The organism is Azospirillum sp. OGB3 (assembly GCF_014192915.1).
Classification (GTDB): Bacteria; Pseudomonadota; Alphaproteobacteria; order Azospirillales; family Azospirillaceae; genus Azospirillum.
Genome location: NZ_JACHYN010000001.1, coordinates 329,752 through 354,622, shown reverse-complemented (window position 1 = coordinate 354,622; position 24,871 = coordinate 329,752). Strand labels below are relative to the sequence as shown.

Annotated in this window: 26 protein-coding genes, 1 tRNA gene and 1 pseudogene; 19 read left to right on the top strand and 9 right to left on the bottom strand. The window is 71.3% G+C overall.

Annotated features, from left to right (window positions below; genetic code table 11):
• The first annotated feature begins 65 nt into the window (after positions 1-65).
• Together FHW79_RS01730 and FHW79_RS01725 are read left to right on the top strand one after the other, a co-directional pair.
• Positions 66-142, top strand: a tRNA-Arg gene (locus FHW79_RS01730).
• Between the two features lie 59 nt (positions 143-201).
• The gene (locus tag FHW79_RS01725) at positions 202-930 is read left to right on the top strand and encodes an SDR family oxidoreductase (RefSeq protein ID WP_183177383.1); all 729 of its coding nucleotides are present in this window, start codon (positions 202-204) and stop codon (positions 928-930) included.
• Positions 931-1,113: 183 nt separating this feature from the next.
• Here FHW79_RS01725 and FHW79_RS32470 read toward each other — a convergent pair.
• Positions 1,114-1,422: pseudogene (locus FHW79_RS32470) on the bottom strand (2-amino-4-hydroxy-6-hydroxymethyldihydropteridine diphosphokinase); the annotation flags it as partial.
• A gap of 306 nt (positions 1,423-1,728) precedes the next feature.
• Between FHW79_RS32470 and FHW79_RS01720 the strand changes: the two are divergent.
• From FHW79_RS01720 to FHW79_RS01705, 4 genes are all read left to right on the top strand, one after another.
• The gene (locus FHW79_RS01720; RefSeq protein ID WP_348984019.1) at positions 1,729-2,181 is read left to right on the top strand and encodes a molybdopterin-dependent oxidoreductase; all 453 of its coding nucleotides are present in this window, start codon (positions 1,729-1,731) and stop codon (positions 2,179-2,181) included.
• A gap of 11 nt (positions 2,182-2,192) precedes the next feature.
• On the top strand, positions 2,193-3,725 hold the full coding sequence (locus FHW79_RS33480; RefSeq protein ID WP_183177381.1) for a HAMP domain-containing sensor histidine kinase: 1,533 nt from the start codon (positions 2,193-2,195) through the stop codon (positions 3,723-3,725).
• Between the two features lie 70 nt (positions 3,726-3,795).
• Positions 3,796-4,485 (top strand): GTP cyclohydrolase I, encoded by a 690-nt coding sequence (locus tag FHW79_RS01710; RefSeq protein ID WP_183177380.1) that lies wholly within the window; start codon positions 3,796-3,798, stop codon positions 4,483-4,485.
• Positions 4,466-5,389: a DMT family transporter gene (locus FHW79_RS01705; RefSeq protein ID WP_183177379.1), complete on the top strand. Its 924-nt coding sequence runs from the start codon at positions 4,466-4,468 to the stop codon at positions 5,387-5,389. Before FHW79_RS01710 ends, FHW79_RS01705 begins: the two co-directional genes overlap by 20 nt.
• A gap of 13 nt (positions 5,390-5,402) precedes the next feature.
• Here the strand turns inward: FHW79_RS01705 and FHW79_RS01700 are convergent, their stop codons facing one another.
• Together FHW79_RS01700 and FHW79_RS01695 are read right to left on the bottom strand one after the other, a co-directional pair.
• The gene (locus FHW79_RS01700) at positions 5,403-6,119 is read right to left on the bottom strand and encodes a metallophosphoesterase (protein WP_183177378.1); all 717 of its coding nucleotides are present in this window, start codon (positions 6,117-6,119) and stop codon (positions 5,403-5,405) included.
• On the bottom strand, positions 6,112-6,948 hold the full coding sequence (locus tag FHW79_RS01695) for a nucleotidyltransferase family protein (protein ID WP_247884119.1): 837 nt from the start codon (positions 6,946-6,948) through the stop codon (positions 6,112-6,114). Before FHW79_RS01695 ends, FHW79_RS01700 begins: the two co-directional genes overlap by 8 nt.
• Before the next feature lie 156 nt (positions 6,949-7,104).
• On the opposite strand from FHW79_RS01695, the gene FHW79_RS01690 reads away from it, so the two are divergent.
• From FHW79_RS01690 to FHW79_RS01675, 4 genes are all read left to right on the top strand, one after another.
• Positions 7,105-7,653, top strand: coding sequence for a hypothetical protein (locus FHW79_RS01690; RefSeq protein WP_183177377.1), 549 nt, complete (start codon positions 7,105-7,107; stop codon positions 7,651-7,653).
• Positions 7,653-7,868 (top strand): hypothetical protein, encoded by a 216-nt coding sequence (locus tag FHW79_RS01685; RefSeq protein ID WP_114861414.1) that lies wholly within the window; start codon positions 7,653-7,655, stop codon positions 7,866-7,868. The genes FHW79_RS01690 and FHW79_RS01685 overlap by 1 nt, the downstream gene beginning before the upstream one ends.
• A gap of 149 nt (positions 7,869-8,017) precedes the next feature.
• Positions 8,018-8,767 carry a cold-shock protein gene (locus tag FHW79_RS01680; protein ID WP_183177376.1) on the top strand — a complete coding sequence of 250 codons (750 nt, stop codon included), beginning with the start codon at positions 8,018-8,020 and terminating at the stop codon, positions 8,765-8,767.
• 134 nt (positions 8,768-8,901) lie between these two features.
• The gene (locus tag FHW79_RS01675; RefSeq protein ID WP_183177375.1) at positions 8,902-10,533 is read left to right on the top strand and encodes an alpha-D-glucose phosphate-specific phosphoglucomutase; all 1,632 of its coding nucleotides are present in this window, start codon (positions 8,902-8,904) and stop codon (positions 10,531-10,533) included.
• Between the two features lie 78 nt (positions 10,534-10,611).
• Here the strand turns inward: FHW79_RS01675 and FHW79_RS01670 are convergent, their stop codons facing one another.
• On the bottom strand, positions 10,612-11,310 hold the full coding sequence (locus tag FHW79_RS01670) for a dienelactone hydrolase family protein (protein ID WP_183177374.1): 699 nt from the start codon (positions 11,308-11,310) through the stop codon (positions 10,612-10,614).
• A gap of 119 nt (positions 11,311-11,429) precedes the next feature.
• Here FHW79_RS01670 and msrB point away from each other — a divergent pair, with 119 nt between their 5' ends.
• From msrB to FHW79_RS01655, 3 genes are all read left to right on the top strand, one after another.
• Positions 11,430-11,924: a peptide-methionine (R)-S-oxide reductase MsrB gene (msrB, locus tag FHW79_RS01665; protein WP_183177373.1), complete on the top strand. Its 495-nt coding sequence runs from the start codon at positions 11,430-11,432 to the stop codon at positions 11,922-11,924.
• A gap of 143 nt (positions 11,925-12,067) precedes the next feature.
• Positions 12,068-13,087: an LLM class flavin-dependent oxidoreductase gene (locus FHW79_RS01660; protein WP_183177372.1), complete on the top strand. Its 1,020-nt coding sequence runs from the start codon at positions 12,068-12,070 to the stop codon at positions 13,085-13,087.
• Positions 13,088-13,226: 139 nt separating this feature from the next.
• Positions 13,227-13,397 carry a hypothetical protein gene (locus FHW79_RS01655; RefSeq protein ID WP_014239127.1) on the top strand — a complete coding sequence of 57 codons (171 nt, stop codon included), beginning with the start codon at positions 13,227-13,229 and terminating at the stop codon, positions 13,395-13,397.
• A 1-nt stretch (position 13,398) separates the two neighbouring features.
• On the opposite strand, the gene FHW79_RS01650 is transcribed toward FHW79_RS01655, so the two are convergent.
• Positions 13,399-13,788, bottom strand: coding sequence for an STAS domain-containing protein (locus FHW79_RS01650; protein ID WP_183177371.1), 390 nt, complete (start codon positions 13,786-13,788; stop codon positions 13,399-13,401).
• Positions 13,789-13,889: 101 nt separating this feature from the next.
• Between FHW79_RS01650 and icmH the strand changes: the two genes are divergently transcribed.
• The 3 genes from icmH to tagF are packed head-to-tail and all read left to right on the top strand — an operon-like array spanning position 13,890 to position 17,888.
• Positions 13,890-15,233: a type IVB secretion system protein IcmH/DotU gene (gene icmH / locus FHW79_RS01645; RefSeq protein WP_183177370.1), complete on the top strand. Its 1,344-nt coding sequence runs from the start codon at positions 13,890-13,892 to the stop codon at positions 15,231-15,233.
• 10 nt (positions 15,234-15,243) lie between these two features.
• Complete coding sequence (gene tssM, locus FHW79_RS01640) at positions 15,244-17,244, top strand: type VI secretion system membrane subunit TssM (RefSeq protein ID WP_247884118.1); 2,001 nt, start codon at positions 15,244-15,246, stop codon at positions 17,242-17,244.
• Entirely contained in the window at positions 17,244-17,888 is a 645-nt protein-coding gene (tagF, locus tag FHW79_RS01635) for a type VI secretion system-associated protein TagF (protein ID WP_183177368.1), read from the top strand. The genes tssM and tagF overlap by 1 nt, the downstream gene beginning before the upstream one ends.
• A 67-nt stretch (positions 17,889-17,955) precedes the next feature.
• On the opposite strand, the gene FHW79_RS01630 is transcribed toward tagF, so the two are convergent.
• Complete coding sequence (locus FHW79_RS01630; RefSeq protein WP_247884117.1) at positions 17,956-18,573, bottom strand: OmpA family protein; 618 nt, start codon at positions 18,571-18,573, stop codon at positions 17,956-17,958.
• A 155-nt stretch (positions 18,574-18,728) separates the two neighbouring features.
• Here FHW79_RS01630 and FHW79_RS01625 point away from each other — a divergent pair, with 155 nt between their 5' ends.
• The 3 genes from FHW79_RS01625 (at position 18,729) to FHW79_RS01615 (ending at position 21,661) form a co-directional block, all read left to right on the top strand.
• Entirely contained in the window at positions 18,729-19,766 is a 1,038-nt protein-coding gene (locus FHW79_RS01625; protein WP_183177366.1) for a DctP family TRAP transporter solute-binding subunit, read from the top strand.
• Between the two features lie 105 nt (positions 19,767-19,871).
• Positions 19,872-20,378 carry a TRAP transporter small permease gene (locus FHW79_RS01620; RefSeq protein ID WP_183177365.1) on the top strand — a complete coding sequence of 169 codons (507 nt, stop codon included), beginning with the start codon at positions 19,872-19,874 and terminating at the stop codon, positions 20,376-20,378.
• Complete coding sequence (locus tag FHW79_RS01615; RefSeq protein WP_145701288.1) at positions 20,375-21,661, top strand: TRAP transporter large permease; 1,287 nt, start codon at positions 20,375-20,377, stop codon at positions 21,659-21,661. The genes FHW79_RS01620 and FHW79_RS01615 overlap by 4 nt, the downstream gene beginning before the upstream one ends.
• Positions 21,662-21,698: 37 nt before the next feature.
• Here the strand turns inward: FHW79_RS01615 and FHW79_RS01610 are convergent, their stop codons facing one another.
• The 3 genes from FHW79_RS01610 to FHW79_RS01600 form a co-directional block, all read right to left on the bottom strand.
• Positions 21,699-22,610: a DMT family transporter gene (locus FHW79_RS01610; RefSeq protein WP_183177364.1), complete on the bottom strand. Its 912-nt coding sequence runs from the start codon at positions 22,608-22,610 to the stop codon at positions 21,699-21,701.
• 46 nt (positions 22,611-22,656) lie between these two features.
• A complete protein-coding gene (locus FHW79_RS01605; RefSeq protein ID WP_183177363.1) occupies positions 22,657-23,085 on the bottom strand; it encodes a hypothetical protein in 429 nt (142 codons plus the stop codon).
• 169 nt (positions 23,086-23,254) lie between these two features.
• A complete protein-coding gene (locus tag FHW79_RS01600) occupies positions 23,255-24,817 on the bottom strand; it encodes a glycosyltransferase (protein WP_183177362.1) in 1,563 nt (520 codons plus the stop codon).
• Positions 24,818-24,871: the final 54 nt, after the last annotated feature.

Here is a 24,871-nt window from a genome sequence, read left to right as displayed (position 1 = left end):
CCCGGAGACGGCGCGGGCGACGGATGGTTGGCAAGTCGTAGCGGAGCCGCTATGTTCAGCGCCGTGGCCCCGTAGCTCATCTGGATAGAGCGACGGTTTCCTAAACCGTAGGCAGCTGGTTCGAGTCCAGCCGGGGTCACCACCTCCTTCCGCGAGCGGTTCCGCCGTCCGTCTGCCGGCTCCCTGCCGAAGGTTTTTTCCATGACCGCATCCCTGTTGCAGGACGCCGTTCTCGTCACCGGCGCGGGCCGCCGCGTCGGTTTGCATCTGGCCGAGCGGATGATGGCGCTGGGACACCCGGTCATCGCCCATTACCGGACCCTCACCGGGGACGTGGAGCGGCTGCGCGCCGCCGGGGCGGTCTGCCTGCCGGGCGATCTGGCCGATCCGGACGGCGGGCCGCGGCTGGCCGGGGCGGTGCGGGGCGTGGCGGGCAGCCTGCGGGCGGTGATCCACAACGCCTCGGCCTTCGAGATGACGGCGGCGGACACCGGCGACGCGCTGCGGCAGCTCGACGTCTTCCACGCCGTTCATGTCCGCGCCCCCTTCGCGCTGAACCGCGAGCTGGCGCCGCTGCTGGACGCCGGGTCGGCGCGGCGGGCCGACATCGTCCACATCACCGACATCTACGCCGACAACCCCAACCCGGCCTTCGACGCCTACTGCGCCAGCAAGGCCGCGCTTCAGAACCTCGCTTTGTCCTTCGCCAAGCGGCTGGCGCCGAAGGTGAAGGTCAACGTCGTCCAGCCGGGGCCGATCCTGTTCAAGGAGTGGCACGGCCCCGAGGCGCGGGCCCGCGTGCTGTCAGAGACGCTGCTCGGCGAGGAGGGCGGGGTGGAGGCCATCGGCATGGCGGTCGAGGCCATCCTGCAGAACCACTATCAGACCGGCGCCGTCGTCGCGGTGGACGGTGGCCGGCGCCTCGCCTAACCGGGGCGAGCCGCCGCGGCAGCCCGGCACGGCGGCGGCGCACAGCTCGCCCCGCGGCGGCGGAACCGGGCGGCCGGCGAGCAGCGCGGCGATCTCCGCGAAGGGGGCGGTCAGATAGGGGTCCGGGGACAGGGCCGCCAGACCGTCCGCCGGGAAGGAGCGGCCGACCCGCCCGATCAGGTCGATGTCGGCCGGCCGGTCGCGCGTCTTGCAGCCGGGATGGTCGCGGTCGCGGCCTAGCGCCAGCTCGATTCCCACGCACATCCCCTTGCAGCAGGCGGGATCCAGCGCGCTCGGCACATAGGCGCAATAATTGACGAAAGGATGGACGCTCGCCATGCCGACCGGTGCGGTGCGGTAGAAGCGGCTGACCAGCACGCCGCCGAAGGCATCGGCCAGATGGGCGGCGATGAGCGCCGCGTTCCGGTCCGGGTCGAGATTCGTTCCGATTCCCAGGATGTAACCGACTGTCGGCGCATTGGCGGAGGGCATCGGAATCAAGGCGTCCATGGGTGTTCCGTCGGTCGGGATGTGCATTGGGGATGTGTGAAATGCCGGAGGTAATGGTGGTGCCGGATCGTTACAGGCTGATCGCATCCGGAGAGAAAAATGAACGAATTTTGCTACACCTTTCCGTATGTAAAAATTGAGAGGATGATTTTTACAGAATTTTCGTTGGAAGGTTCGTAGAAAGCAATCATGATAAAGGTTGCATGGCCGAATAGCGGACGGTTAGCCGAAATGGTGGGTAGAGTTGTTTGCGGTCTTGTCGCTCTGACGTTGTTTGTACTTGCCGGAGTGGCGAGCGCCGAGACGCTGCCGGAGCCGACGGAAAAGCCGATCCTGGTGGTTTCGGGCCAGATCGGGGTGACCAACCGGGGCGGCGAGGCGGTCTTCGACCGTCCCATGCTGGAGGCGCTGGGCATGGTGTCCTTCACCACGGCCACGCCCTGGTACAAGGGAAAGGTGACCTTCGAGGGGGTGCCGCTGGCCCGCCTGATGGAGCGTCTGGAGGCGCGCGGCGAAACGCTGACCGCGACGGCGCTGAACGACTACACCGGCGAAATCCCCATGGACGACGTGCGGAACCGCAAGGTGATCCTGGCGCTGAAGCGCGATGGAGCCTACATGCCGGTCAGCGACAAGGGGCCGCTGTTCATCGTCTATGATTTCGACCATGATCCGGAAGCCAACCGGCAGAAATATTTCGGACGTTCGGTCTGGCAGGTCGCCCGGCTGACCATAAAGTGAAGGCACCCTCCGTGAGTTCGCCGACCGAGACCGCGCCGAACGGGAGCACGCGGCTGTCCCGCCTGCTGGGCTGGGCGTCGGAGGACCGCGCGCGCCGCCTGGGTCTCTGGCTGGCCATCCTGACCGGCGCATTCGGTCTGGCCGCCGCCTATCTGTCCCTGCTGGTGGTGAATTACGGCGAAGCGCTGCGCGGGGCCGCCCCCTACAACTTCGCCTGGGCCGCCGGCCAGACTGTGGGCGAGGTGACGCGGCTGGAGCAGCGCATCCTGGCCAGCGCGCTTCCCGGAACCAACATTGATGCGGAGGAGGTGCAGCTCCGCCTGGACATCGTGCGCAACCGCATCGCCGTGCTGGGGCGGGGGCAGGCCTCCCTCTTCATGGACCGCTACCCGCAGCATCGCCGCACGGTGGCGAGGCTGGAGCAGGCGCTGGACACCGTCGGCACGATCCTGGCCGGGCCGCTGCCGCCGGCGGAGAAGGCGCTTGCCGCCCTGGCGGTGCTGGAACCCGTCGACCGCGAGCTGAACGCCTTCGCCTCCGTCGCCTCCCAGTTCGGCGGGGAGCTGGTGGACGAGGGGCACGACCACCTGCTCTATCTGCATGGGCTGTTCTCCATGCTGGCCGCCGGTCTGGCGGTCTGCGGCGTCCTGTTCATCACCGTGCTGCTGATCCAGAACCGGACCATCCGGCGCGCGCACGACCGGATGGAGGCCATGGCCGGCGCCCTGCAGACGGCCATCGCCCAGGCGGAGGAGGCCAGCCAGGCCAAGACCCGCTTCCTGGCGACCATGAGCCACGAGCTGCGCACCCCGCTGAACGCGATCATCGGCTTCTCGGAGCTGATCCGCGACGACGGCGGCCTCCAGGGCGAGGACCGGCCTGCCGGCGGGGGCGCACCGGGAAGCGCGAAGGAAGGCACCCGCCGGGAACACGCCCAGTATGCGGGCTACATCCTGGGCAGCGCCCGCCATATGCTCAGTCTGGTCATCGACATCCTGACGGTCGCCCAGATGGAATCGGGCCATGCCAACCTGACCTTCGAATCCGTGGACCCGCGCAAGGTGGTCGGCACCGCCATCGCCACGGTGCTGGGCACCCAGGCCGGGCGCGGCCGGACGATCCGGACGGCGGCGGGGGCGGTTTGGCCGGTGCTTCAGGCCGACGAGCGGGCGGTGCGGCAGATGCTGCTGAACCTGCTGTCCAACGCGGTGAAGTTCAGCACCGCCCCGTCGGCGATCGAGGTGCAGGCGTGGCTGGACCCGCAGGGCGGCTTCGTCATCGCCGTGCAGGACCGGGGCATCGGCATGACGCCCGAGCAGATTGAAAAGGCCGCCCAGCCGTTCTACCAGGCGGAGGACGGCGCGACCCGCCGGTTCCAGGGATCGGGGCTGGGGCTCAGCATCGTGAAGAGCCTGATGGAGGCGCATGGCGGCCGGCTGCTGCTGGAGGGCGAGGCGGGGGCCGGCCTCCGGGCCTCGCTCCATTTCCCGGCGGAACGGGTCGGCGGGCCGATGCCGCGTCCGGAGCCGGCCAGCCAGCAATGAGGCCCAGCTTTAAGACAGGTCGGCGTCAGTCTCGCCGGCTATGGAAAGAAGAAGGAAGGGATCGGGTTTTATGACGGTGCAGGCAAATGTTCTCGCCCTCGTGCAGGAGGCGATGGAGGCGCGCCGATCGAACGAGGCGCTCGACACGCCGCTGGACGCCGCGGGCGAGGCGGCCATGATCGACGCCGCGGCGCGGAAGGTCGAAGAGCTGCTCGACGTGCTGCGGATCGACCACCGCAACGACCACAACACCCGCGACACGCCGCGCCGCGTCGCCAAGATGCTGGTGCGCGAGCTTCTGAAGGGCCGCTTCACGGCGCCGCCCGAGCTGACCGAATTCCGGAACGCCGAGGACTTCGACCATCTGATCGTCACCGGCCCGATCGCCGTGCGTTCCACCTGCGCGCACCATCTGATGCCGATCTACGGCACCGCCTTCATCGGCATCCTGCCGGCCAAGGGCGGCAACATCCTTGGCCTGTCCAAGTACGACCGGATCGTCGACCATTTCGCCGCCCGCTTCCAGATCCAGGAGGAGTTGGTCAAGCAGATCGGCAACTTCATCGTCGAGGCGACGCGGCCCCGCGGGCTGGCCGTGCGGGTCAGCGCCGTGCACATGTGCAAGACCCACCGCGGCGTGCGCGCCGGCCATGACAGCCGCATGGTCAACAGCTCCTTCCACGGCGAGATGCTGGAGTCGCGCGAGCTGCGCGAGGAGTTCCTGAGGGAGTGCGCGACGCTTGAGCGGTCCGCCCGCTGAGCGGACCGTCCTGTCCGCTGGCCTTCCCGCCGGTAAGGGCGCTGGGCGGCGGTCCGGCGTCGCGGGGGCGGCGCTGCTGATGGCGGCCTCGCTCGCCCTGGTGCTGACCGCCGGGGCGCTGGCGCGCGAGCTGGGCGCCCGCTACGGCGCGGCGGAGGTGCTGTTCCTGCGCTTCCTGCTGTCGCTGGCGGTGGTCGCGCCGGCGGCCGTCGCGATGGCCGGGCGGCGCGCCCTGTCCGTCACCCGGCCCGGCGGCCACGCGGTGCGGGCGCTGAGCGGCGTCGGGGCGGCGCTGATCTTCTACGCGGCGACCCAGCATCTGCCCTTCGCCGATCTGGTCGCCCTGTCCTACGCGGCCCCGCTGTTCGTCGTTCTGCTGTCCGGCCGGGCCATCGGGGAACGGGCGGGGGCGGCCTCCGCCGTCTGCGTCGCGCTGGGCATGGCTGGGGTCTTCCTGATCGCACCGCCGACGCGGCTGGAGCCATGGAGCCTCGCCATGCTGGCCATGGCCCTCCTGAACGCGGTCTGCATCCTGGCGACCCGGCGGACGGCCCAGGCCGACGGGCCGGCGGCCACCGGGCTGGTCTTCGTTCTGGCCGGGTGCCTGCTGACCGCCCCGGCGGCCCTGCTGACCGGCTTCCGGATGCCCGATGCGGCCGACCTGCCGGCCTTCCTGCTGCTGGGCCTCGCCGCAGGGGCGGCCATCCTGCTGAACGCCGCCGCCTTCCGCCGGGCGCCGGCGGTGGTGCTGGCGCCCATCGACTATCTGGGGATCGCCGCCTCGGCGGCCATCGGCTACCTGTGGTGGGGCGAAAGCCCGTCGCCCGCGGTGCTGCTGGGCGGGGCGCTGATCGCCGCGGCCGGGCTGGGCACGCTGTGGGCCGGCGCGCGGCGGCCGGGCTGACGCCCCGCGGCCGTCACAGTTCGATCAGCGCGTAGGGCCTCCCGGACTCCTTCTCGATGGTCTGGGCGACGTTGTAGACCGGCGTGCCGCGCAGGGTCTTGCCGGCGTAGCTGCCATGGTGGGCGTGGCCATGGACGACCGCCTGGACGTGGAAGCGGTCGATGGTCTCCGCCAGACGGGAGGAACCGAGGAACGGGTAGATCTCCGTCGGCTCGCCGCGCACCGTCTCGGCGATCGGGGCGTAGTGCAGGACGACCATCGTCCGTTCCGTTTCCAGCTGGCGCAGCGCGCTTTCCAGCCGCATCGCCTCGTTCAGCGACTCCTGCACGAACTGCTTGATCGCCGGTTCGCCGAAGGCGTCGAGCATGCGGTTCTCGAACCCACCGCCGAACCCCTTCACACCGGCGAAGCCGACGCCGCGGATCTCCACCGGGTTGCCGTCGAGGAAGCGGACGCCCGCCTGCTCCAGGATGCGCTGCATCTCCTCGACATGGCCGCATTCGTGGTCGTGGTTGCCCAGCACGGCGACCACCGGGATGCCGATGGCGCGCAGGTCCTCGGCCAGCACCTCGGCCTCGCGCGGCTTGCCGTGGTTGGTCAGGTCGCCGGCCAGCGCCAGGACGTCCGCCCGGTCGGCGATCTCCTGGAACAGCTCGCGGTAGGGGTGGGTGGAGGTTTCCCCCACGTGGATGTCGCCGATGGCGGCGACCTTCAATGTTGCATCAGCCATGCTTGGTTTCCTCGCCGACGACGTCGGCGAACCCCCAGTCCGTGACGTCGATCCGATAATCCTCGCGCGAGAACAGCCGCCCCCGGCAGATGCGGGTCTGCGGCACCGGCAGCTTCGCGCGCTCGTTCAGCCGGTCCAGAAGCTCCTGCAACAGCCAGGCGGGGATGTGGTCGCGCTCCGTCGGGTAGATGAAGCGGAAGTTCAGGACGTGCATCAGCAGCACCTCCCAATACTGCTCCATGTGGCCGAGCAGCCGTTTCCAGTCGATGTGGGCGTGCTGCTTCAGGATCATGTGGGCGACGTCGGGGCCGTCATACTTGTGCCGCATCTGCACGAAGGCCTTGGAGAAGACCATTTCCGTCGGCGGGATCAGCTGCACGTCGGCGCCGCAGACCAGCGCGCGGTGATCCTCCTCGAACCAGCGGTCGTTGACCGGGTTGATGGCGGCGGCGGAGTTGAAGATCACGTCGAAGAACAGGTCGCCGTGCAGGACCTTGCCGATCCAGCGCTCGTCCTCGATCTCCGTGCCGAAGCCGCGGTCCTGGAAATGGGCGAGGATGCGCGGGAAGTCGCCGCCCCGGCAGAAGATGTCGATGTCCTTGGTCGGCCGGGTGATCCCGGTGTAGGCGCTGAGCGCGTAGGTGCCGCCCAGCAGGAAGGGAATGCCGGACTCCTTCAACACCTTCAGGCTTTCCGTGTAGAAGGCCTCGGCTTCGGCCGAGACATCCGCACGGCCTTCGCGGCCCGGGCTTTCGCGCCTCGGGCTTTCGCGCTCCAGGCTTTCGCGCTCAGGGCCTTCGCGCCTCGGGCTTTCGCGGTTGCCGTCCATCGCACCCCCTCTCCCCCGCCGTTGTCCGTCGCGCCTTCAACAGAAGGAGCGGGCGAAACGGCACCACCCAATGGAGTCCTTGGCGGGAAAAAGGCGGGCGGAACCGGCACGCCGCTACGCCGGTTGATGGTGGTATTGCTGATGGGGAGGCAACCGATGGCACGACATCCGATCCCACAGGGCCTACTGCTCGCCGCCGGCCTCGTGCTGTGCGGTGCCGGACCCGCCCTGGCGCAGGGAAGCTGCGCCGCGCTGGTCGACCGCTTCGCCGCCGAGAACAACCTGTCGGCCAGCCCGCCGCCGGTCGCGACGCCGCCGGGCAGTTCCGGCTCCACCGCGGGGGATGGGGCCTTGCCGAGTGGCAGTTCCGGCGCGACGCCGGACCAGCTCGCCCGCTCGGGCGGGGTGGTGGCGCCGCCGGCCTCGGGCGATCAGGCGGTGATCGAGCCGCCGCGCACCGGCGCCCCCATGCCGACCGCCCCGGCGGTGCGGCCCGACGCCGCGCCGAACAGCGGCTCCTCCATGGAGAGCGGGTCGATGGGGCAGGCGGCGCGCAACGCCCAGATCGAATCGCTGGTGACCGCCGCGCGCTCCGCCGCGAAGGACGGCAACGAGCAGCTTTGCATGGAATCGCTGGACAAGGCGCGCGGCCTGACCCGCGCCGCGCCGGGAGCGACGGGTGGCACGATGGGCGGAGGCGGCTGATGGCGACAACGCGGATGATGGCTGAACTGATGGCCGCCGACCTGAGCGTTGCCGGTCCCCTTCCTCCTTCCCCGCCGACTCCCGACATGCCGGTTCCGCCGCCCGGCATGCCGGACATGCCCGGAGACCCGTCGCGGCCACCGATCAAGGAGCCGCCGGACGCCATTCCGGTCCCGCCGGAGGAGCCGCCGCCCAACCCCGAGCGGCTGGCCTGAAGCCGCCCGCCGGGGAGAAAAATGGCACCAGGACCGCGGGCGCGCGAAACAGCGCGCCTGCGGTCTTGTGATTCGCGCGGGGAAAGGCGATGTCTTCTCTCGGTACCGAAAGTCGGTGCCGAGTCGCCTTTTGGAGTTCAGTGGGTCTCATGCACCGTCAACCCCCGCGCCAGCACGTCTACCGCCAGCCCGTCGTCCTCGGCACCCAGGTTCAGGCCACCGTCAAGTGGTATGATCCGACCCGCGGCTTCGGCTTCGTCAAGTTCGAGGACGGGTCGCCCGACGCCCTGATCCCCGCGGCCATTGTCGGCACCGCCGGCCATGAGTCCCTGCCGGATGGCGCCACCGTCGTGGTGGACATCGTCGAGGGACGCAAGGGCAACCAGGTTTCCGCTCTGCATTCGGTCGACACCTCCACCGCTGCTCCGGCCCGTCCGGCCCGTGCCCAGGGCCCGCGCCCTTCCTTTGGCGACCGAGGGGGCTTCGGCGACCGCAACGACCGTGGAGGCGACCGCGGCTTCGGGAATCGTGGTTTCAACGACCGGGGTGGGGATCGCGGCGGCGACCGCGGGTTCGCTGGCCGGGGCGACAGCCGTGGCTTCAACGATCGCGGCGGCGACCGTGGCTTCAACGACCGGGGCGGCGATCGGGGCGGCTTCGGCGGCCCGCGCCGCGCGGCGGGCGGCCCGACCACCCAGACCGAGGGCACCGTGAAGTGGTTCAACGCCACCAAGGGCTTTGGCTTCATCGCCCAGGACGGTGGCGGCCAGGACGTGTTCGTTCACGTCAAGGCGGTGGAGCGTTCCGGCCTGCAGGGGCTGAACGACGGCCAGCGCGTCCGCATCTCCATCCGCCAGGGCGACAAGGGTCCGGAAGCCGTCTCGGTCGAAGAGGCGTAAAGCGTCGGCCTACCGAAGGTAAGGTGTCGTTCGGCCCAGTTGAACGGCGGCGCAAAGCCGCGCATCGTGGCGGGGCGGGGTGGCGGTGCGACGGCGCGCCGCCCCGGCCCGACACGACCAAGAGAGGACGCCCAGTGGTTCCCGTCACCTGTCCGACCACGCCCTTCGACGGCCAGAAGCCCGGCACCTCCGGGCTGCGCAAGGCCGTGAAGGTCTTTGAGCAGCCGCGCTATCTGGAAAACTTCGTCCAATCCATCTTCGACTGCGTCGACGGCCTGTCCGGCGCCACGCTGGTAATCGGCGGCGACGGGCGGTACCACAACCGCACCGCCGTGCAGACCATCCTGCGCATGGCCGCGGCCAACGGCGTCGCGCGCGCGGTGGTCGGGCGCGGCGGCATCCTGTCCACCCCGGCGGCCTCCTGCGTCATCCGCAAGCGCGGCGCCATCGGCGGCGTGATCCTGTCGGCCAGCCACAACCCCGGCGGCCCGGACGGCGATTTCGGCATCAAGTTCAACGCCGCCAACGGCGGCCCGGCGCCGGAGTCGATGACCGACGCCTTCTTCGCCCGCTCCAAGGCCATCGCCGCGTACAAGACGCTGGAGTCGCCGGACCTCGATCTCGACCGGCTCGGCGAGACCGCGCTCGGCGGCATGGCGGTGGAGGTCATCGACCCGGTGGCCGACTACGCGGAGCTGATGGAATCGCTGTTTGACATGGCGGCGATCCGCAAGCTGTTCGCGTCGGGCTTCCGCATGGTGTTCGACGCCATGCACGCGGTCACCGGCCCCTACGCCACGGAGATTCTGGAGCGCCGGCTGGGCGCCCCCGCCGGCACCGTCATCAACGGCACGCCGCTGGAGGATTTCGGCGGGCATCACCCCGACCCGAACCTCGCCCACGCCGAGGAGCTGGTCGGGCGGCTGTTCGGGCCTGACGCGCCGGACTTCGGCGCCGCGTCGGACGGCGACGGCGACCGCAACATGATCCTCGGCCGCAACGTCTTCGTCTCGCCCAGCGACAGCCTCGCCGTGCTGGCGGCCAACGCCACCCAGGTCCCGGCCTTCAAGGGCGGTCTGGCGGGTGTCGCCCGCTCCATGCCGACCAGCCGGGCGGTGGACCGCGTGGCGGCGAAGCTGGGGATTTCCTGCTACGAGACGCCGACGGGCTGGAAGTTCTTCGGCACGCTGCTCGACGCCGGGCGCATCAACCTGTGCGGCGAGGAGAGCTTCGGCACCGGCGCCGACCATGTGCGCGAGAAGGACGGGCTGTGGGCCGTCCTGATGTGGCTCAACGTGCTGGCCGCCCGCGGCCTGTCGGTGGCCGAGCTGATGGCCGAGCATTGGGGCACCTACGGGCGCACCTATTACGGCCGCCACGATTACGAGGCCATCCCGCAGGAGGCCGCCGACGCTCTGATCGCCGAGCTGCGCGGGACACTGCCGGGGCTGGCCGGCACGGTTCTCGGCGGGCGCACGGTCGCGGCGGCGGACGAGTTCGCCTACACCGACCCGGTGGACGGCAGCCGGTCGGAGCGGCAGGGCCTGCGCGTCGGGTTCGAGGATGGTTCGCGCATCGTCTACCGCCTGTCCGGCACCGGCACGTCGGGCGCCACGCTGCGCGTCTATTTCGAGCGCTACGAGCCGGTCGGCGGCGAGCATGGGCTGGACGCCCCGGTCGCGCTGAAGCCGCTGGCCGATCTGGCGGCGGAGCTGGCCGGCATCGAGCGCCACACCGGCCGCACCAAGCCGGACGTCGCCACCTGAAGCGTCTGAACTGACAGAAAAGGCCCTTCCTCCCGCGATGGAGGAAGGGCCTTTTTCTTTTTCAGAACATCGCTTGGTTCAGAACACCGCTTGGAGCAGGCCCAGCGTGCGCCGCTTGGCCAGGGCGGCGCTGGCCGCGTCGTAGCTGGCCCGCTCGTCGCAGTTGAAGCCGTGGCCGGCCGGGTAGAGGTGGGTGATGGCGGTTGGATGGCGCTGGCGCACCGCCTCGGCCACCGTCAGGGGGATGGCGTGGTCCGTCTCGCCGAAATGCAGCAGCACGGGCGCGCGCGGCGCCTCGTCCAGCCGGTTGCCGATGCCGCCGCCGTAATAGGCGACCGCGGCGCGGACCGGCAGGCGCGACGCGGCGGCCCAGGCGATGGTGCCGCCCCAGCAATAGCCGGCGATGGCCGCCCCCTCCGCCCCGCCGAGATGGGCGAGGCCCGCCGCCACGTCGGTCAGCGCATCATCGACGCTGACCGCACCCATCAGCTCGCGGCCGCGCTGGACGCCGGCCTCGTCGTAGGGCAGCTCCACCCCGCGCTGCGCGCGGTCGAACAAGGCGGGGGCCAGCGTGTGGTAGCCGTCCGCGGCGTAGCCGTCGCAGACGCGGCGGATGTGGCTGTTGATCCCGAAAATCTCCTGGACGATCAGAAGCCGCCCCTTCTCCGGCCCGACGGGCCGGGCTTCGTAGGCGGTCAGCCGCTGCCCGTCGGACGCCGTCAGATGCGTCCAGGCGCCGGTTGCGCCAATGGTCTTTCCGGTGGTCGTTCCGGTCATGGCTGGTCTCTCCCTCCATTCGTTCCGTGCAGGGAAGATAGCAGCCTGACGCCGGGTGTCATCCGCGACCGACTCGCCCATATCCCCTAGGACCGTCATCCCGTCACTGGAGCCGCCCGATGTCCGCCCCCGCCGACCGTTCCCCGACCGCCGGACCCTTCGACCTGACGCCGCCGACGCCGGAGCAGCGCTCGGCGTTGGTGGAGCGGCTGTCGGACGAGGAGCGGCACGTCCTGTTGAGCCACGGGACGGAGGCGCCCTTCTGCGGCGGCCTGCTCGACAACAAGAAGCCGGGCACCTACGCCTGCCGTCTCTGCGGCCTGCCGCTGTTCCGGTCCGGGACGAAGTTCGAATCCGGCACCGGCTGGCCCAGCTTCACCGCCCCCTATGAGAACGCGCATCTGAAGCTGGTGCAGGACAACAGCTACGGCATGGTGCGGGTGGAGACCTTGTGCGCCCGCTGCGGCAGCCACCAGGGCCACGTCTTCCCCGACGGCCCGCCGCCGACCGGCATGCGCTTCTGCATCAACTCCGTCTCGCTGGCCTTCCTGCCCGAGGGGCAGCCGCTGGCGACAACCGTTCAGGATTGGGTGGAGGGCGGGGCGGCGTTCTAGCAGACGCTTGCCCCCTCCCTAACCCTCCCCCGCTTCGCAGGGGAGGGGACTCGATTCTCCCTCCCCTGCGTCAGCGGGGGAGGGCAGGGGTGGGGGCAACAGCACCTCCCCCGACCTTACCCGTTTCATTGGATACCCTTGTCATGCCGACCAACGACACCGCCCGCCCGCCCCTCTCCGTCCTCGACCTCGCCCCGGTGCCGGAAGGCAGCACGCCGGGCGACGCCTTGCGCAACACGCTGGACCTCGCCCACCACGCCGAGCGGCTGGGCTACCGCCGCTACTGGCTGGCCGAGCACCACAACATGACCGGCATCGCCAGCGCTGCGACCTCCGTGGTTATCGGCCATGTGGCGGCGGGCACCGCGACCATCCGCGTCGGCGCCGGCGGCATCATGCTGCCCAACCATTCGCCGCTGGTCATCGCCGAGCAGTTCGGCACGCTGGAAGCGCTGTTCCCCGGCCGCATCGACCTCGGGCTGGGCCGGGCGCCCGGCACCGACCAGATGACGCTGCGCGCCCTGCGCCGCGACCCCTCGGTGGCGGAGCAGTTCCCGCAGGACGTGCTGGAGCTTCAGGCCCTGCTCGGCCCCGTCCAGCCCGGCCAGCGGGTGCAGGCGGTGCCCGGCGCCGGGTCGAACGTGCCGCTGTGGATCCTCGGCTCCAGCCTGTTCGGCGCGCAGCTCGCCGCCGCCTTCGGCCTGCCCTACGCCTTCGCCTCGCACTTCGCGCCGGACGCGTTGATGCGGGCGCTGCGGGTCTACCGGGAGAATTTCACCCCCTCGGCGCAGCTCGATCGGCCCCACGCCATGGTCGGGGTGAACGTCGTCGCCGCCGGGACCGACGCCGAGGCGCGCCGGCTCTTCACCTCCGCCCAGCAGAGCTTCGCCCGCCTGATCCGCGGCACCCGCGGCCAATTGCCGCCGCCCATCGACGACATCGAGAGCTTCTGGTCGCCGCTGGAGAAGGCGCAGGCGATGAACATGCTGTCCTGCTCCTTCGTCGGCTCGGCGGAGACGGTGCGGCGCGGGCTCGACGCCTTCCTGGCCGAAACCGGGGCCGACGAGATCATGGTGGCCTCGGCCATCCACGACCACGCGGCGCGGGTGCGCTCCTATGAGATCCTGGCGGAGGTCCACGGGGCGCTGCGCGCCGCGGCCTGACGGGCTCCAATTTGGGGGAGAGGTCCGGCGCAACCGCACAGCGCGCTTCGCGGACTGCGCCATGGACCGCGCCGGGGGAGAGCCCTATCGTCTGTGGCCCGGCGTCGCGCGACGCGGTTCACAGAGATGGAGAGGGGATATGGCCGAGTTTCCCCACGCCAGCAGGGTCAACGTGACGCTTGATCTGCCGCTTGACGTCTATCGGCGTCTGGAACAGCAGGCGCGCTACATGAGCGTTACCGTCGAGGCCCTGTTGAAGACTATCCTGGCGCAGCAGCTCTATGATTCCAGTCTTCGCAATATGGATTAGTTCAGTGTTGTGAGGCGGCGCGCACGGCGGCGTCGAGGTCGCCGTGACTCTCCAGAAGCGCCGCCAGCCCGGCCTCCTCCAGCACGCCGCGGATCGGGCCGGGCACCGCCGCCAGAACGATCCGCACCCCCTTCCGTCCGCCCGCGCTCCCCGTGCCCGGCCGTGCCTGGCGAACCGCCAGCAGCAGCGAGCGCAGCCCCGCCGGGGTCAGTTGCGTCACCCCCGACAGGTCGAGCACCAAGCCCACCGGCGCCTTCGCGGGCTCGTCCGGGGCGGCGGGGGCCAAGGCGGCCTTCAACCGCGCCTCGAACCGGGGGGCGGCGGCGCTGTCGATCGGCCCCACCGGGCGCAGGATCGTCACGTCGCCGCGGACCTCTTCCGCGATGTGCATCAAACCCTCCGATTTCCCCATCCGGCCGGGCCTGCTATACCTCCTCCGGCGGGGGATTTCCCATCACACGGATCATCATACAGCAGAGCGGCGGCGGGGGCATGGAATCGGACGGACGCTTCGGCGGCGGGGCGGGTCTGCGGGACGGCGGGGAGTTTTCCGACGAGTCCGGCGGCGGGCCGCGCGCGCTCCCGGCCTTCCTCGCGGCGGGGCCCGCCGTGGCCCCGGAGGACCGCCCGAAGGCGGAGGCGCCGCCGGACCAGCCGGCCCGGCTGCGCGGGGCGCTGAACCCGCTGCTGGCCGCCGCCGGGCCGCTCCTCGACCTCGCCGGGTCGCTGCGCGAACGCTCGGGGCATGAGAACCCGGAGGGGCTGCGCGACGTCATCCTCGCCGAGGTCCGCCGCTTCGAGGCGGAGGCCGCCGCCATCGGCGTGCCGCCGGAGGAGGTGCGCGTCGCCCGCTTCGCCCTGTGCACCATGCTGGACGACGTGGTGCGGGCGACCCCGTGGGGGGCGCGCTGCCGCTGGGCGCGCGAGGGGCTGGCGGTGGTGGTCGATCCCGGCGCCGGCGGGCCGGACCGCTTCTTCGACCTGCTCGACACCATGCTGAGCGACCCGCGCCTGCACCGGCTGGAGCTGGAGCTGTTCTACGCCTGCCTGTCGCTGGGCTTCGAGGGCAAGTTCCGCGACAAGCCGCGCGGCGCCCACGACCTCGCCCATCTGCGGGACGAGCTGTTCCGCGTGCTGCGCCGCCTGCGCGGCGAGCGGGAGCGCGCGCTGTCGCCGCAATGGCGGGGCGTTGCGGAACGTTTCCGCCCGCTGGGGCATGTGTTGCCGCCCTGGCTGGCCGCGGTGGCGGTGGCGACGTTGCTCGGCGGGCTGTTCCTGACCCTGTCCGCCTCGCTGGGCGGGCGGGCCGACGCGGTGGTGGCCCGGCTGGGCGCCCTGCTTCCTGACCGGCCGCTGGAGCTGGTCCGCGCCGTCCCGCCGCCGCCGCCCAGCGCGGGGCCGGCGCTGGCCGTCCGCGTCACCGCCCTGCTCCAGCCGGAGATCCGCTCCGGCGCGGTGGCGGTGCTGGCCGGCGACGACGGGGCGCTGGTCATCCGCATCGAGGGGGCGGGCATGTTCGCCACCGGCAGCGACGCGATCCGCGCCCGCTACCGCGCCGTGGTCGACCGCGTCGGACAGGCGCTGGGTCCGGAGGCCGGGCGGGTCGTGGTGGTTGCCCACACCGACGACCAGACGCCGCGCGGCGGCGGGCTGCCGACGCCGGAGGCGCTGACCGAGACGCGGGCGGTGGCCGTGCTGAAGATCCTGGAGCGCACGCTGGGCACCGAGCGCCTGACCGCCGAAGGGCGGGGCGAGCGCGAACCGCTGGCCCCCAACACCACGCCGGCCAACCGGGGCGCCAACCGGCGCGTCGATGTCCGCCTCTACCCCGAATAGGCCGCGGTCCATGAGCGAAGCGTCCCCGCGCACCCGCCCCGACTCCCGTTCCCGCAACCGCAACCGGTCCCGCCGCGCCGATCCGGCGATGGCGCCGCGCCTGCGCTGGTGGACCACGCTCGCGGTCGCCCTGTCGGTCGGGCTGCTCGGCTGGGCGGTGATGCCGCTGCTCGGCTTCGGCGGCCTCGCCCGCCTGCTGCCGGCGCTGGCCCTGCTCGGCCTGTGGTACGCGCTGAACCGGCACGAGGACGGCCGGCAGAGTGCGGCCAACGCCCGCTTTGTCGAGGCGTTGGCGGCGTCGCGCGACCCCGAGCTGAAGGCGTCGCTGGACGAGCTGGGCACGGTGCGCGAGCGGCTGGACGCGGTGATCGACCGGCTGAAGACGCAGCGCTTCGGCGCGCGCTGGGGCGGCCAGTACCTCTACCAGCTTCCCTGGTACCTGGTGATCGGCGCCCCCGGCTCGGGCAAGACCACGGCGCTGGCCAACGCCCGGCTGGGCGCGGCGCTGGGCGGCGGGCTGGACGGCATGCCGGTGCAGAATCTCGGCGGCACCCGCAACTGCGACTGGTGGTTCACCGACGAGGCGGTGCTGATCGACACGGCGGGCCGCTACACCACCCAGGACAGCCGCCGGGCCATCGACGGCCGCGTCTGGTCCGGCCTGCTCGACCTGTTGAAGGAGCACCGCCCGCGCCAGCCGGTGAACGGCGTGCTTCTGACCATCAGCCTGACCGACCTCGCCTCCTGGAGCGACGCGGAGCGGCACAACCACGCCATCACCATCCGCCAGAGGCTGGGCGAGCTGCGCGCCCATCTCGGCATCCGCGTGCCGGTCTATCTGCTGTGCACCAAGGCCGACCTCGTCGACGGCTTCACCACCTATTTCGACCCGCTGGACCGGGCGGAGCGCGCCCAGATCTGGGGCATCACCTTCCCGGTGGAGGACGCGCCGCCCGGCCCGCTGGCCAGTTTCCACGCGCAATACGCGGCGCTGCTGCGCCGGCTGGAGGAGCGGCTGCCCGAACGGCTGCACCAGGAGCCGGACATCCAGCGGCGCGGCGACGCCTTCGCCTTCCCGCTGCGCATGGCGGGCTTCGAGGCGGCTTTGGCCGACCTCGTCGACACCGCCTTCACCGCCGAGGCCGACGAGGCGGTGCCGCTGCTGCGCGGCATCTATCTGACCAGCGCCACCCAGCCCGGCGCCTCCGCGGAATCGCCGGCCCAGACCTTCTTCCTGGAACGCCTGCTGCCCGAGGTGGTCTTCCCCGAGGCCAACATGGTCGGGGTGGACCGCGCGCTGGAGCGGGCGCGGCGGCGGCGGCACGTCTGGGCGCTCGGCGGGACGGCGGCGGCGGGTCTGCTGCTCGGGCTGGCCGGGCTGAGCAGCCACCGCGCCAACGAGGCATTGCTGGCGCGGGCGGAGGCCGCCGTGGCGGTGGCGGAGGAGCGGCTGCGCGCCCTCGACACCCCGCCGCGCTCGCTGACGCGGGTGGAGGATTCCGACTTCCTGGCCGTCCTGCCGGCGCTCGACGCGCTGCGCGCCCTGCCGGCCGGCTGGACGGAGCGGGCGGAACGGCGGGCGTCCCTGCTCGGCTTCGGCCTGTCGCAGGGGGAGCGCGTCGGCCTGCCCGCCGAGGACGTCTACCGGCGGGCGCTGCGCAGCGTGTTCCTGTCGCGCATCGTGCTCCGGCTGGAGGAGCAGCTGCGCACCGGCTGGGCGCGGCCCGACCTGCTGCGGCAGAGCCTGCGCGCCTACGCCATGATCGGCGGGCGGGAGCCGCTGGACCCGGCGGTTCTGGCCGAATGGCTGGCCGCCGACTGGCAACGCACGCTCCCCGGCACCGCCCATGAGGCGGAGCGCCGGGCGCTCGGCGACCATCTGGCGGCGCTGGTCGAGGCCGGCTTCGCCCCGGTGCCGCCGGACGAGGCGCTGGTGTCGCGCGTCCTCGACGTGCTGGGCCAGCCGACCGCGCCGATGCCCCGCACTCCCAACAACGGCGGGGCTGGCTGATGAGCCCCGGTTTCGCGGTGGGCTTCCACGGGAAGGTGCCGGCGCGCGGTGATTTCGTGGGCTACGGCCTGCCGCGCGGCGTGCTGCTTCCCTGGGACGCCTGGCTGACGGAGGTTCTGGACGCGGCGGTGCGCCAGCTGGGCTCGCCCTGGGAGCGGCTGTTCCAGTCGGCCCCGGTCTGGCGTTTCGCCCTGTCCCCCGGCCTGTGCGGGGAGCCGCCGCTGGCCGGCATCATGATGCCCAGCGCCGACCGGGTGGGCCGGCAGTACCCCTTCACCATCGTCGGCACGCTGCCCTACGGCACCGACCTCGCGGTGGTGCCCGTGGCCTGCCTGCACTGGTTCACCCGCGCGGAATCCATCGCCGCCGACGCCTGCCGCGCCGGGGCCGACGTGGACGCTTTGCCCGCCCGCATGGCGATCCTGGGCCGCCCGGAGCCCAACGGCGCCGACCCCACCGTCGCCACCTTGGTCGAGGAGCGCGTCGGCCCGCTGCCGCCCCGCGCCAGCCTGTGGTGGAGCCGCGGCGGCGGGCGGGTTCCGCCCTCGGTGCTGACCTGCTGCGGCCTGCCGCGCTCGTCCCGCGCCGCCGCCTTCATCGACGGCGCCTGGGAGCGGCGGGGCTGGGACGACCTCGACGGGTAGGGGAAGGTTCAAGCGTCGAGCTCCCCTCCCAACCTCCCCCCGCTTCGCAGGGGGAGGAGAACAGCCCTCACCCGCCCAGATTGACGATCTCCACCCGCCGGTTCTCCGCGGCCTTCGGCTTTTTGGGCAGCAGCGGTTCCCGCGCGCCCATCCCGGCGGTGTCCAGCCGGTCGCGGCGCACGCCGTGCTGGTCCGCCAGATAATCCGCCACCGCCTCGGCCCGGCGCTGCGACAGCGCCCGGTTGGCCGCGTCGCCGCCCACCGCGTCGGTGTGGCCGACGATGCGGAAGCGGGCGGTCGCCGCCTCCGGCGCCGTCATCACCGCGCCGATGCGGTCGAGCACCGCCCGCGATTCCGGGCGGATGCGCGCCGAGTTGAAGTCGAAGCCGATCCGGAAGGCGGCGCGCAGCCCGGCCTTCAGCGCCGCGACAGGCGGATCCGGCGGTGGCCCGGGCAGGGTGGGCACCGCCACCGGGGCGGGAGTCGGTGCGGCAGCGGGGGCGGGGGGCGATGCCGCCGTGACGGGCGGGGGCGGCGGGCGCTTCATCACGATGGATGGGCAGCCGGGTCCGGCGGCGCCGAACAGGGCGGCCTGGATCTCGCATTCGCTGGGGTTGGGACCGAGCGGGACGGCGGGCGCTGCCGATTGCGCCAGGGCCGCCCCCGCGGGAAGGGCCAGCGCCAACGCCAAAACCCCGATTATTGGGAACATCCGCATTTGCATGCCCGCATTGTCCCAGGCTTGGGGGCGGGCCGTCAAATTCCGCGTGGAACAGACGTGCGTGCCTCTGTACGATCCCGGTCCGATCTTTCGTTTGCGGTATGCGGGAGGAAACAAGAATGAAGTCGATGAAGGCGCTGTTCGCCGGTCTGGCGCTGGCCGCCATGGTTCTGCCGGGCGTGGTCGCCAGCGGTGCTGCGGCGGCGGATTACAAGGCCGAGTACAAGCTGTCCACCGTGCTGGGCAAGCCGTTCCCCTGGGGCATCGGCGGCGACCGCTGGGCCGAGCTGGTCAAGGAGAAGACCAACGGGCGCATCAATGTGAAGATGTATCCCGGCTCCGCCCTGGTGAACGGCGACCAGACCAAGGAATTCACCGCTCTGCGCCAGGGCGTGATCGACATGGCCGTGGGCTCCACCATCAACTGGTCGCCGCAGGTGAAGGAGCTGAACCTCTTCTCGCTGCCCTTCCTGATGCCCGATCACAAGGCGATGGACGCGCTGACCCAGGGACCGGTCGGCAAGCAGCTGTTCGACCTGCTCGCCACCAAGGACGTGGTGCCGCTGGCCTGGGGCGAGAACGGCTTCCGCGAGGTCTCCAACTCCAAGCACGCCATCAGCAAGCCGGAGGATTTGAAGGGCCTGAAGATCCGTGTCGTCGGCTCGCCGCTCTACCTCGACACCTTCACCGCGCTGGGCGCCAACCCGACGCAGATGAGCTGGGCCGACGCGCAGCCCGCCCTGTCCACCGGCGCCGTCGACGGGCAGGAGAACCCGGTTGCCGTCTTCACCGCCGCCAAGCTGCCGACGCTCGGCCAGAAGCACCTGACCCTGTGGGGCTACGTCGCCGACCCGCTGATCTTCGTGGTCAACAAGGAGGTCTGGAACAGCTGGTCCAAGGAGGACCAGGAGGCGGTGCGCGCCGCCGCCGTCCAGGCCGCCGCGGAGGAGGTCGCCATCGCCCGCAAGGGCATCACCGCCCAGGACGACAGCCTGCTGAAGGAGTTGGCCGGCCAGGGCGTGGCGGTCGTGCAGCTCACGCCCGAGCAGCAGAAGGCCTTCCAGGCCGCCACCCGCGCCGTCTACGACAAGTGGGCCAAGACCATCGGCCCCGACCTCGTGAAGGCCGCGGAGACCTCGATCGCCGGCCGCAAGTAAGCCTGCCCGGCGCCCGTCCGCTTCCGCTCCGGCGGCCAACGGACGGGCGTCATTCCTTTCCAAAGTCCGCTCCAGCCCGCCCGTCCCCGTCCAGAGAACCCGTTCATGACCGAAGACCCCGAACTGACGCGGCGCGAAGAGCCGCGCCCGCGCGTTCCCATCCGGATCGAGGAGGCGCTGGCGGCGCTGGCCATCGCGGCGATGGGGGTGATCACCTTCGCCAACGTGATCACGCGCTATCTGACCAACATCTCGCTCGCCTTCACGGAGGAGTACGCCATCGCCCTGATGGTCGTGATGACCATGCTCGGCGCCTCGGTCGCGGTCGTGCGCAACCATCACATCCGCATCACCTATTTCGTGGACCGGCTGCGCCCGATGATGCGCCGCCGGGCCGAGCTGTTCGCCATCGCCATCACGGCGCTGGTCTTCCTGGGGCTGGCCGTCTACGGCTCGCGGATGGTCTGGGACGAGTACCGGTTCGAGGAGACGTCGCCCGGTCTGGGCGTGCCGCAGTGGATCTACTCGATCTGGCTGCCGGTTCTGTCGGTGGTGATCGTGCTGCGGGCGCTGGGCCGCGGCATCCGCGTCGCGCGGGGGGACGAGCAATGATCACCGCGCTGCTGTTCGGCGGATTCTTCGCGCTGCTGATCGCCGGCGTGCCCATCGGCGCGGCGCTGGCGCTGGCCGGCGCGGTGGTGATCGGCGTCGCCGGCCTCGGCATCATGTCGCTGCCGACCACCGTCTACACCGGCATGGCGAAATACCCGCTGCTCGCCATCCCCATGTTCGTCCTGACCGGGCTGATTTTCGAGCGGTCGGGCGTGGCGGAGCGGCTGGTGAAGTTCGCGCTGGCCGTCATCGGCAAGCGGCAGGGTGCCCTGCCGGCGGTGGCCATCATCGTGGCGATGTTCATGGGCGGCATTTCCGGCTCCGGCCCGGCGACCTCCGCCGCGGTGGGGGCGGTGATGACCGCGGCCATGCTGCGCGAAGGCTACCCGCGGGCCTTCACCGCCAGCGTCATCGGTGCCGCGGCGGCGACCGACATCCTGATCCCGCCCTCCATCGCCTTCATCATCTACAGCGTGATGGTGCCGCAGGCGTCGGTCCCGGCCCTGTTCGCGGCGGGCATGATCCCCGGCATTCTGGCCGGACTGGCCCTGGTCATCCCGGCGGTCTGGATGTCGCGCCGCAACGGCTTCGGCGAGGTCGCGCGAGAGGGCGAGAAACGCCCGTCGATCTGGAAGGCCTTCAAGGAGGCGATTTGGGGCCTGATGGCGCCGGTGGTCATCCTGGGCGGCATGCGCGCCGGCCTGTTCACCCCGACCGAGGCGGCGGTGGTGGCCGCGGTCTACGGCCTGTTCGTCGGCTTCTTCATCTATCGGACGCTGACCCTGCGCATGGTCTACGACGTGCTGGTGGAGTCGGCGGAGATCTCCGCGATCATCCTGATGGTGGTGGCCCTGGCCGGCGTCTTCGCCTGGGCGACCGGAACGCTGGGCGTCATCGACCCCATCGCCCGGGGCATCGTCGATCTGGGCATCGGGCAGTACGGCGTTCTCGCCCTGCTGATCGCGGCGCTGGTGGTGATCGGGATGTTCCTGGACGGGGTGTCCACCTTCCTGATCCTGCTGCCGATCCTGGTGCCCATCGCCAACCACTTCAATTGGGACCTGGTGTGGTTCGGCGTGATCCTGACGATGAAGCTGGCGATCGGCCAGTTCTCGCCGCCGATGGCCGTCAACCTGATGGTCACCTGCAAGATCGCCGGCACCACCATGGAAGCCACGGTGCGCTGGGTCGGCTGGCTGATCCTGGCGATGTTCCTGGCGCTGGCCGCGGTGGTGGTCTTCCCAGGTCTGGCGCTCTGGCTGCCGCGCAGCCTGGGCTACTGAGCGCGACGGACGCGGGGGCGCCTTGTGCGTCCCCGCCTCAGCCCTTCCGGCGGGTCGCCAGCAGGATGCCCGCCGCGATCAGGCCGATGCCGGCGGCGTGGTAGAGGTGGGGCTGCTCGCCGAGGAACAGGATGGCGAGGATGCTCCCGAACACCGGCATCAGATGGATGCACATCCCCGCCGTGTTGGCGCCGACCAGCGCCACGGCGCGGTTGAAGCAGAGATAGGCGGCGATCGACGGAAACAGCGCCACATAGGCGACCGCCCCCAGCGCCGTCGGGGTGATCGGCATGGGGTTCCCGCCGACGCTTTCCCACAGGTAGAAGGGCAGCAGCATCGCCGCGCCGCCCGCGAAGGTGACGGCGATGAAGCTGAGGCCGTGCACCGCCGGGCGGCGGCGCAGCAGGGCGGTGTAGGCGGCGTAGCCGAGCACCGCCGCCAGCACCCACAAATCCCCGGCGGCGAGCTGAAGACCGATCAGCACCGCCGGGTCGCCCCGCGCGATCAGCGTCAGGGCGCCGGCCAGCGACACGGCGATGCCCACCCCTTGCAATGGGGTCACCCGGTCGCCGAACAGGGCCAGGCTCATCAGCACGATCAGCACCGGCATGGAGGACTGCATCATCACCGCGTTCAGCGCCGTGGTGGTGTGCAGGCCGACATAGAGGAAGGTGTTGAAGACGGCGATGCCGAGCGCCGACAGCAGAAGCACGACCGGCCATTGGGCGGCCAGCGCCCGCGCGTCGTGCCGCAGGTGCCGCCACGCGAAGGGCAGCACCAGCAGCATCCCCAGCGTCCAGCGCCAGAAGGCCAGCCCGACCGGCGGCACCTCGCCCGACACCGCGCGGCCCAGGACGGCGTTGCTCGACCAGAACAGCGGCGGCAACATCATCAGGAGCCACGCCTGATCGAACAGGCGGCGGCGGGCGGGGGTGGCGTTTTCGCTCACGGCTGGCGACTCATCGGGCTGGACGTGTCAGGGCGGATTCCGCGGTTCAGCCGCGGCGGCGCGGGGAGGCGAAGGGCGAAAGGGGGCCATCGCCACGGGAACCCTCGCCGCGGGGACCGTCACTACGGGGACCGTCCGACCGGAAGGCCTCGCTGCGGGAGAAGCCCTCGCGGCGCGAACGGTCGCCGCGGGGGCCGTCACCACGGGGACCATCACCGCGCGGGCCGTCGCCACGGGGACCGCGCCCCTCGCCACGCGGACCATCGCCGCGGCCTTCGCGCGGCGGCTTCGGCGGCTGGCGCATCTCCGCGTCCAGCTCGGCGATGCGCTTCACCAGCGCTTCACGGATCGCCGGGGCCGCGTGGGACTTCAGGGTGGCGAGCTGCTCCTTCAACTGCTGGAGCTGAAGCTGCTTCTGCTCCCGCGTGCGCTTGATGGCGACGTTGTCGGAATGCTGGCCGTCGAAGGCGCGCATGAAAAGGTCCTCGTTGCAGAAAATAAGACACCCGCCGTGGCGTCCCAGCGGACGCCCGGTCGGGGAGCGCGGAATATTGGAAAGGCACCGGCGCCAAAGCAAGCCGGGAGTTTGCTCCGCCTGTGCGATAAAGCGGTTGACGGCGGCGGCCCGGCTCAGGTCGCCCGGATCACGTCTCCGACGAGCGCCGGCTGCGGAACAGCGTTGTCGCCTCGTCGAGATGGCGCGACAGGGCGGCGGCGGCCTCATCCGGCCCGCTGCGCCGCGACCCTTGGACGCGGGCCTCCGCGGCGGCGGCGGCCAGGGCGGCGGGATCGGCGGCCAGAGCGGCCAGCCGCTCGACGAAGGCGCCGTAGTCGGGGAGGGTGAAGCGCGGGCCGACGACGCTGGCGACATCGCCGCCGGGAAGCGACAGCGGCACCGCCCCGGCGACCAGGGCCTCGGCGGCGCTGGCGCCCCCGCCGGTCCGCCGGGGATTCACATAGGCGTCGCAGACCGCCAGCAGGGCGCCCATGTCCGACACATAGCCCAGGCACCGCAGCCGCCCAACGTGGCGGGACGCGGCCAGCCGCCGGGGCAGGTCATCGGCGTGTCCGGCGAAGACGGCGACGGCGCGCGGCACGCGGTCGAACAGCGCCTCCAGCATGGCGAGGAAGGCGCCGTCCGCCTCATCGTCCAGCCGGTTGCCGACGACGGCGCAGACGAAGGCGCCTTCGTCGAGCCCGAAGGCGGCGCGCGATCCTTCTTTCCTCGGTGCGGCCCCGGCCAGCGAGTGCAGGAAGCGGAAGGGCCGCCAGGACCGGGCCAGCGGCCCGTGGGCGGGGGCGGTGCCGCCACCGAAATCCAGCACGATGTCGGCGAGCGAGAGGGCGGCCCCGCTGGTGGTCGGGATGCACAGGGTGGGGCGCGTCCCGGCCAACAGGTCGGCCACGACGCAGGACCCGCCGAGCGACAGCACCGCGTCCGGGTCGAGCGCCGCGATGGCCTCCAGGAACCAGGCGATCTTGCCGGGGCTGACGCAGGGCTCGACGGAGGACAGCATCCGATAGACGCGCCCGTCCGCCTCGATCCGCTGATCGCCGGAGAAGGCGGGCTCCACCGACGCCGCGAAGGAGGGCACGAACAGGCTGTGCACCTCTGTCGGCATGATGTTGGTGTTGAGGATCACCACCTCCCGCCCGCAGCGGTCCTCCAGCAGGGCGGCGTAGGACAGCAGGTCCCGCGACGGCTGGTGACGCAGCGAGAGGAACTGGTTTGTCACCAGCACGACCCGTCCGGTGTCCGCTCCCCCGGCACGGCGGGCGGGTGGGACGATGGCCTGACGGCGGCGGATCTCGTCGAGGATGCAGCGGTAGAAGGGGAATTGCCGGTCCTCGAAGAAGCCGGGGCGGCTGGCCGGGGGCATGCGCATCAGGAAGAGTTGGCGTCCGATGCCGGCGTGGATGTGCAGCAGCCCCTCCAGCCCGGATTGAGCGATGTTGGCCTCCACCGCGTCGAGCAACTCGTCGTAATAGCGCAGGTCGCCGGATACGGCGGCCATGGCCGACAGCAGCAGGATGGTGTCCGCTCCCCGCGTCAGCCGGGGCAACTCGCGCGCCGCCCGCATCCGCTCGGCTCTGGGTCGGTCGAGAAAAGCCTCGCAGAGGGTTTCGATGGCCTTCAGGTCCCGCCCGCTCGTCACGGGCCGGCGCAAGGCGGCGGCGAGGTCGGTGAGTGTGGGCGGTTGAGGCATCGGCCGTGCTGGGAAAAGGGCGCGATGAGTCATGCCACATATGGAAAGGCCCCG

Bases quoted from the DNA above. Each gene is read 5' to 3' on its own strand.
- FHW79_RS01605 (WP_183177363.1), bottom strand. From the start codon at position 23,085: ATGCGCGCCTTCGACGGCCAGCATTCCGACAACGTCGCCATCAAGCGC.
- FHW79_RS01680 (WP_183177376.1), top strand. From the start codon at position 8,018: ATGCACCGTCAACCCCCGCGCCAGCACGTCTACCGCCAGCCCGTCGTC.
- tagF (WP_183177368.1), top strand. From the start codon at position 17,244: ATGAGCCCCGGTTTCGCGGTGGGCTTCCACGGGAAGGTGCCGGCGCGC.
- FHW79_RS01650 (WP_183177371.1), bottom strand. From the start codon at position 13,788: ATGCACATCGCGGAAGAGGTCCGCGGCGACGTGACGATCCTGCGCCCG.
- icmH (WP_183177370.1), top strand. From the start codon at position 13,890: ATGGAATCGGACGGACGCTTCGGCGGCGGGGCGGGTCTGCGGGACGGC.
- FHW79_RS01655 (WP_014239127.1), top strand. From the start codon at position 13,227: ATGGCCGAGTTTCCCCACGCCAGCAGGGTCAACGTGACGCTTGATCTG.
- FHW79_RS01695 (WP_247884119.1), bottom strand. From the start codon at position 6,948: ATGGACGGCAACCGCGAAAGCCCGAGGCGCGAAGGCCCTGAGCGCGAA.
- FHW79_RS01670 (WP_183177374.1), bottom strand. From the start codon at position 11,310: ATGACCGGAACGACCACCGGAAAGACCATTGGCGCAACCGGCGCCTGG.
- FHW79_RS01660 (WP_183177372.1), top strand. From the start codon at position 12,068: ATGCCGACCAACGACACCGCCCGCCCGCCCCTCTCCGTCCTCGACCTC.
- FHW79_RS01700 (WP_183177378.1), bottom strand. From the start codon at position 6,119: ATGGCTGATGCAACATTGAAGGTCGCCGCCATCGGCGACATCCACGTG.
- FHW79_RS01600 (WP_183177362.1), bottom strand. From the start codon at position 24,817: ATGCCTCAACCGCCCACACTCACCGACCTCGCCGCCGCCTTGCGCCGG.
- FHW79_RS01710 (WP_183177380.1), top strand. From the start codon at position 3,796: ATGACGGTGCAGGCAAATGTTCTCGCCCTCGTGCAGGAGGCGATGGAG.
- tssM (WP_247884118.1), top strand. From the start codon at position 15,244: ATGAGCGAAGCGTCCCCGCGCACCCGCCCCGACTCCCGTTCCCGCAAC.
- FHW79_RS01625 (WP_183177366.1), top strand. From the start codon at position 18,729: ATGAAGTCGATGAAGGCGCTGTTCGCCGGTCTGGCGCTGGCCGCCATG.
- FHW79_RS01725 (WP_183177383.1), top strand. From the start codon at position 202: ATGACCGCATCCCTGTTGCAGGACGCCGTTCTCGTCACCGGCGCGGGC.
- FHW79_RS01615 (WP_145701288.1), top strand. From the start codon at position 20,375: ATGATCACCGCGCTGCTGTTCGGCGGATTCTTCGCGCTGCTGATCGCC.
- FHW79_RS01690 (WP_183177377.1), top strand. From the start codon at position 7,105: ATGGCACGACATCCGATCCCACAGGGCCTACTGCTCGCCGCCGGCCTC.
- FHW79_RS01685 (WP_114861414.1), top strand. From the start codon at position 7,653: ATGGCGACAACGCGGATGATGGCTGAACTGATGGCCGCCGACCTGAGC.
- FHW79_RS01620 (WP_183177365.1), top strand. From the start codon at position 19,872: ATGACCGAAGACCCCGAACTGACGCGGCGCGAAGAGCCGCGCCCGCGC.
- msrB (WP_183177373.1), top strand. From the start codon at position 11,430: ATGTCCGCCCCCGCCGACCGTTCCCCGACCGCCGGACCCTTCGACCTG.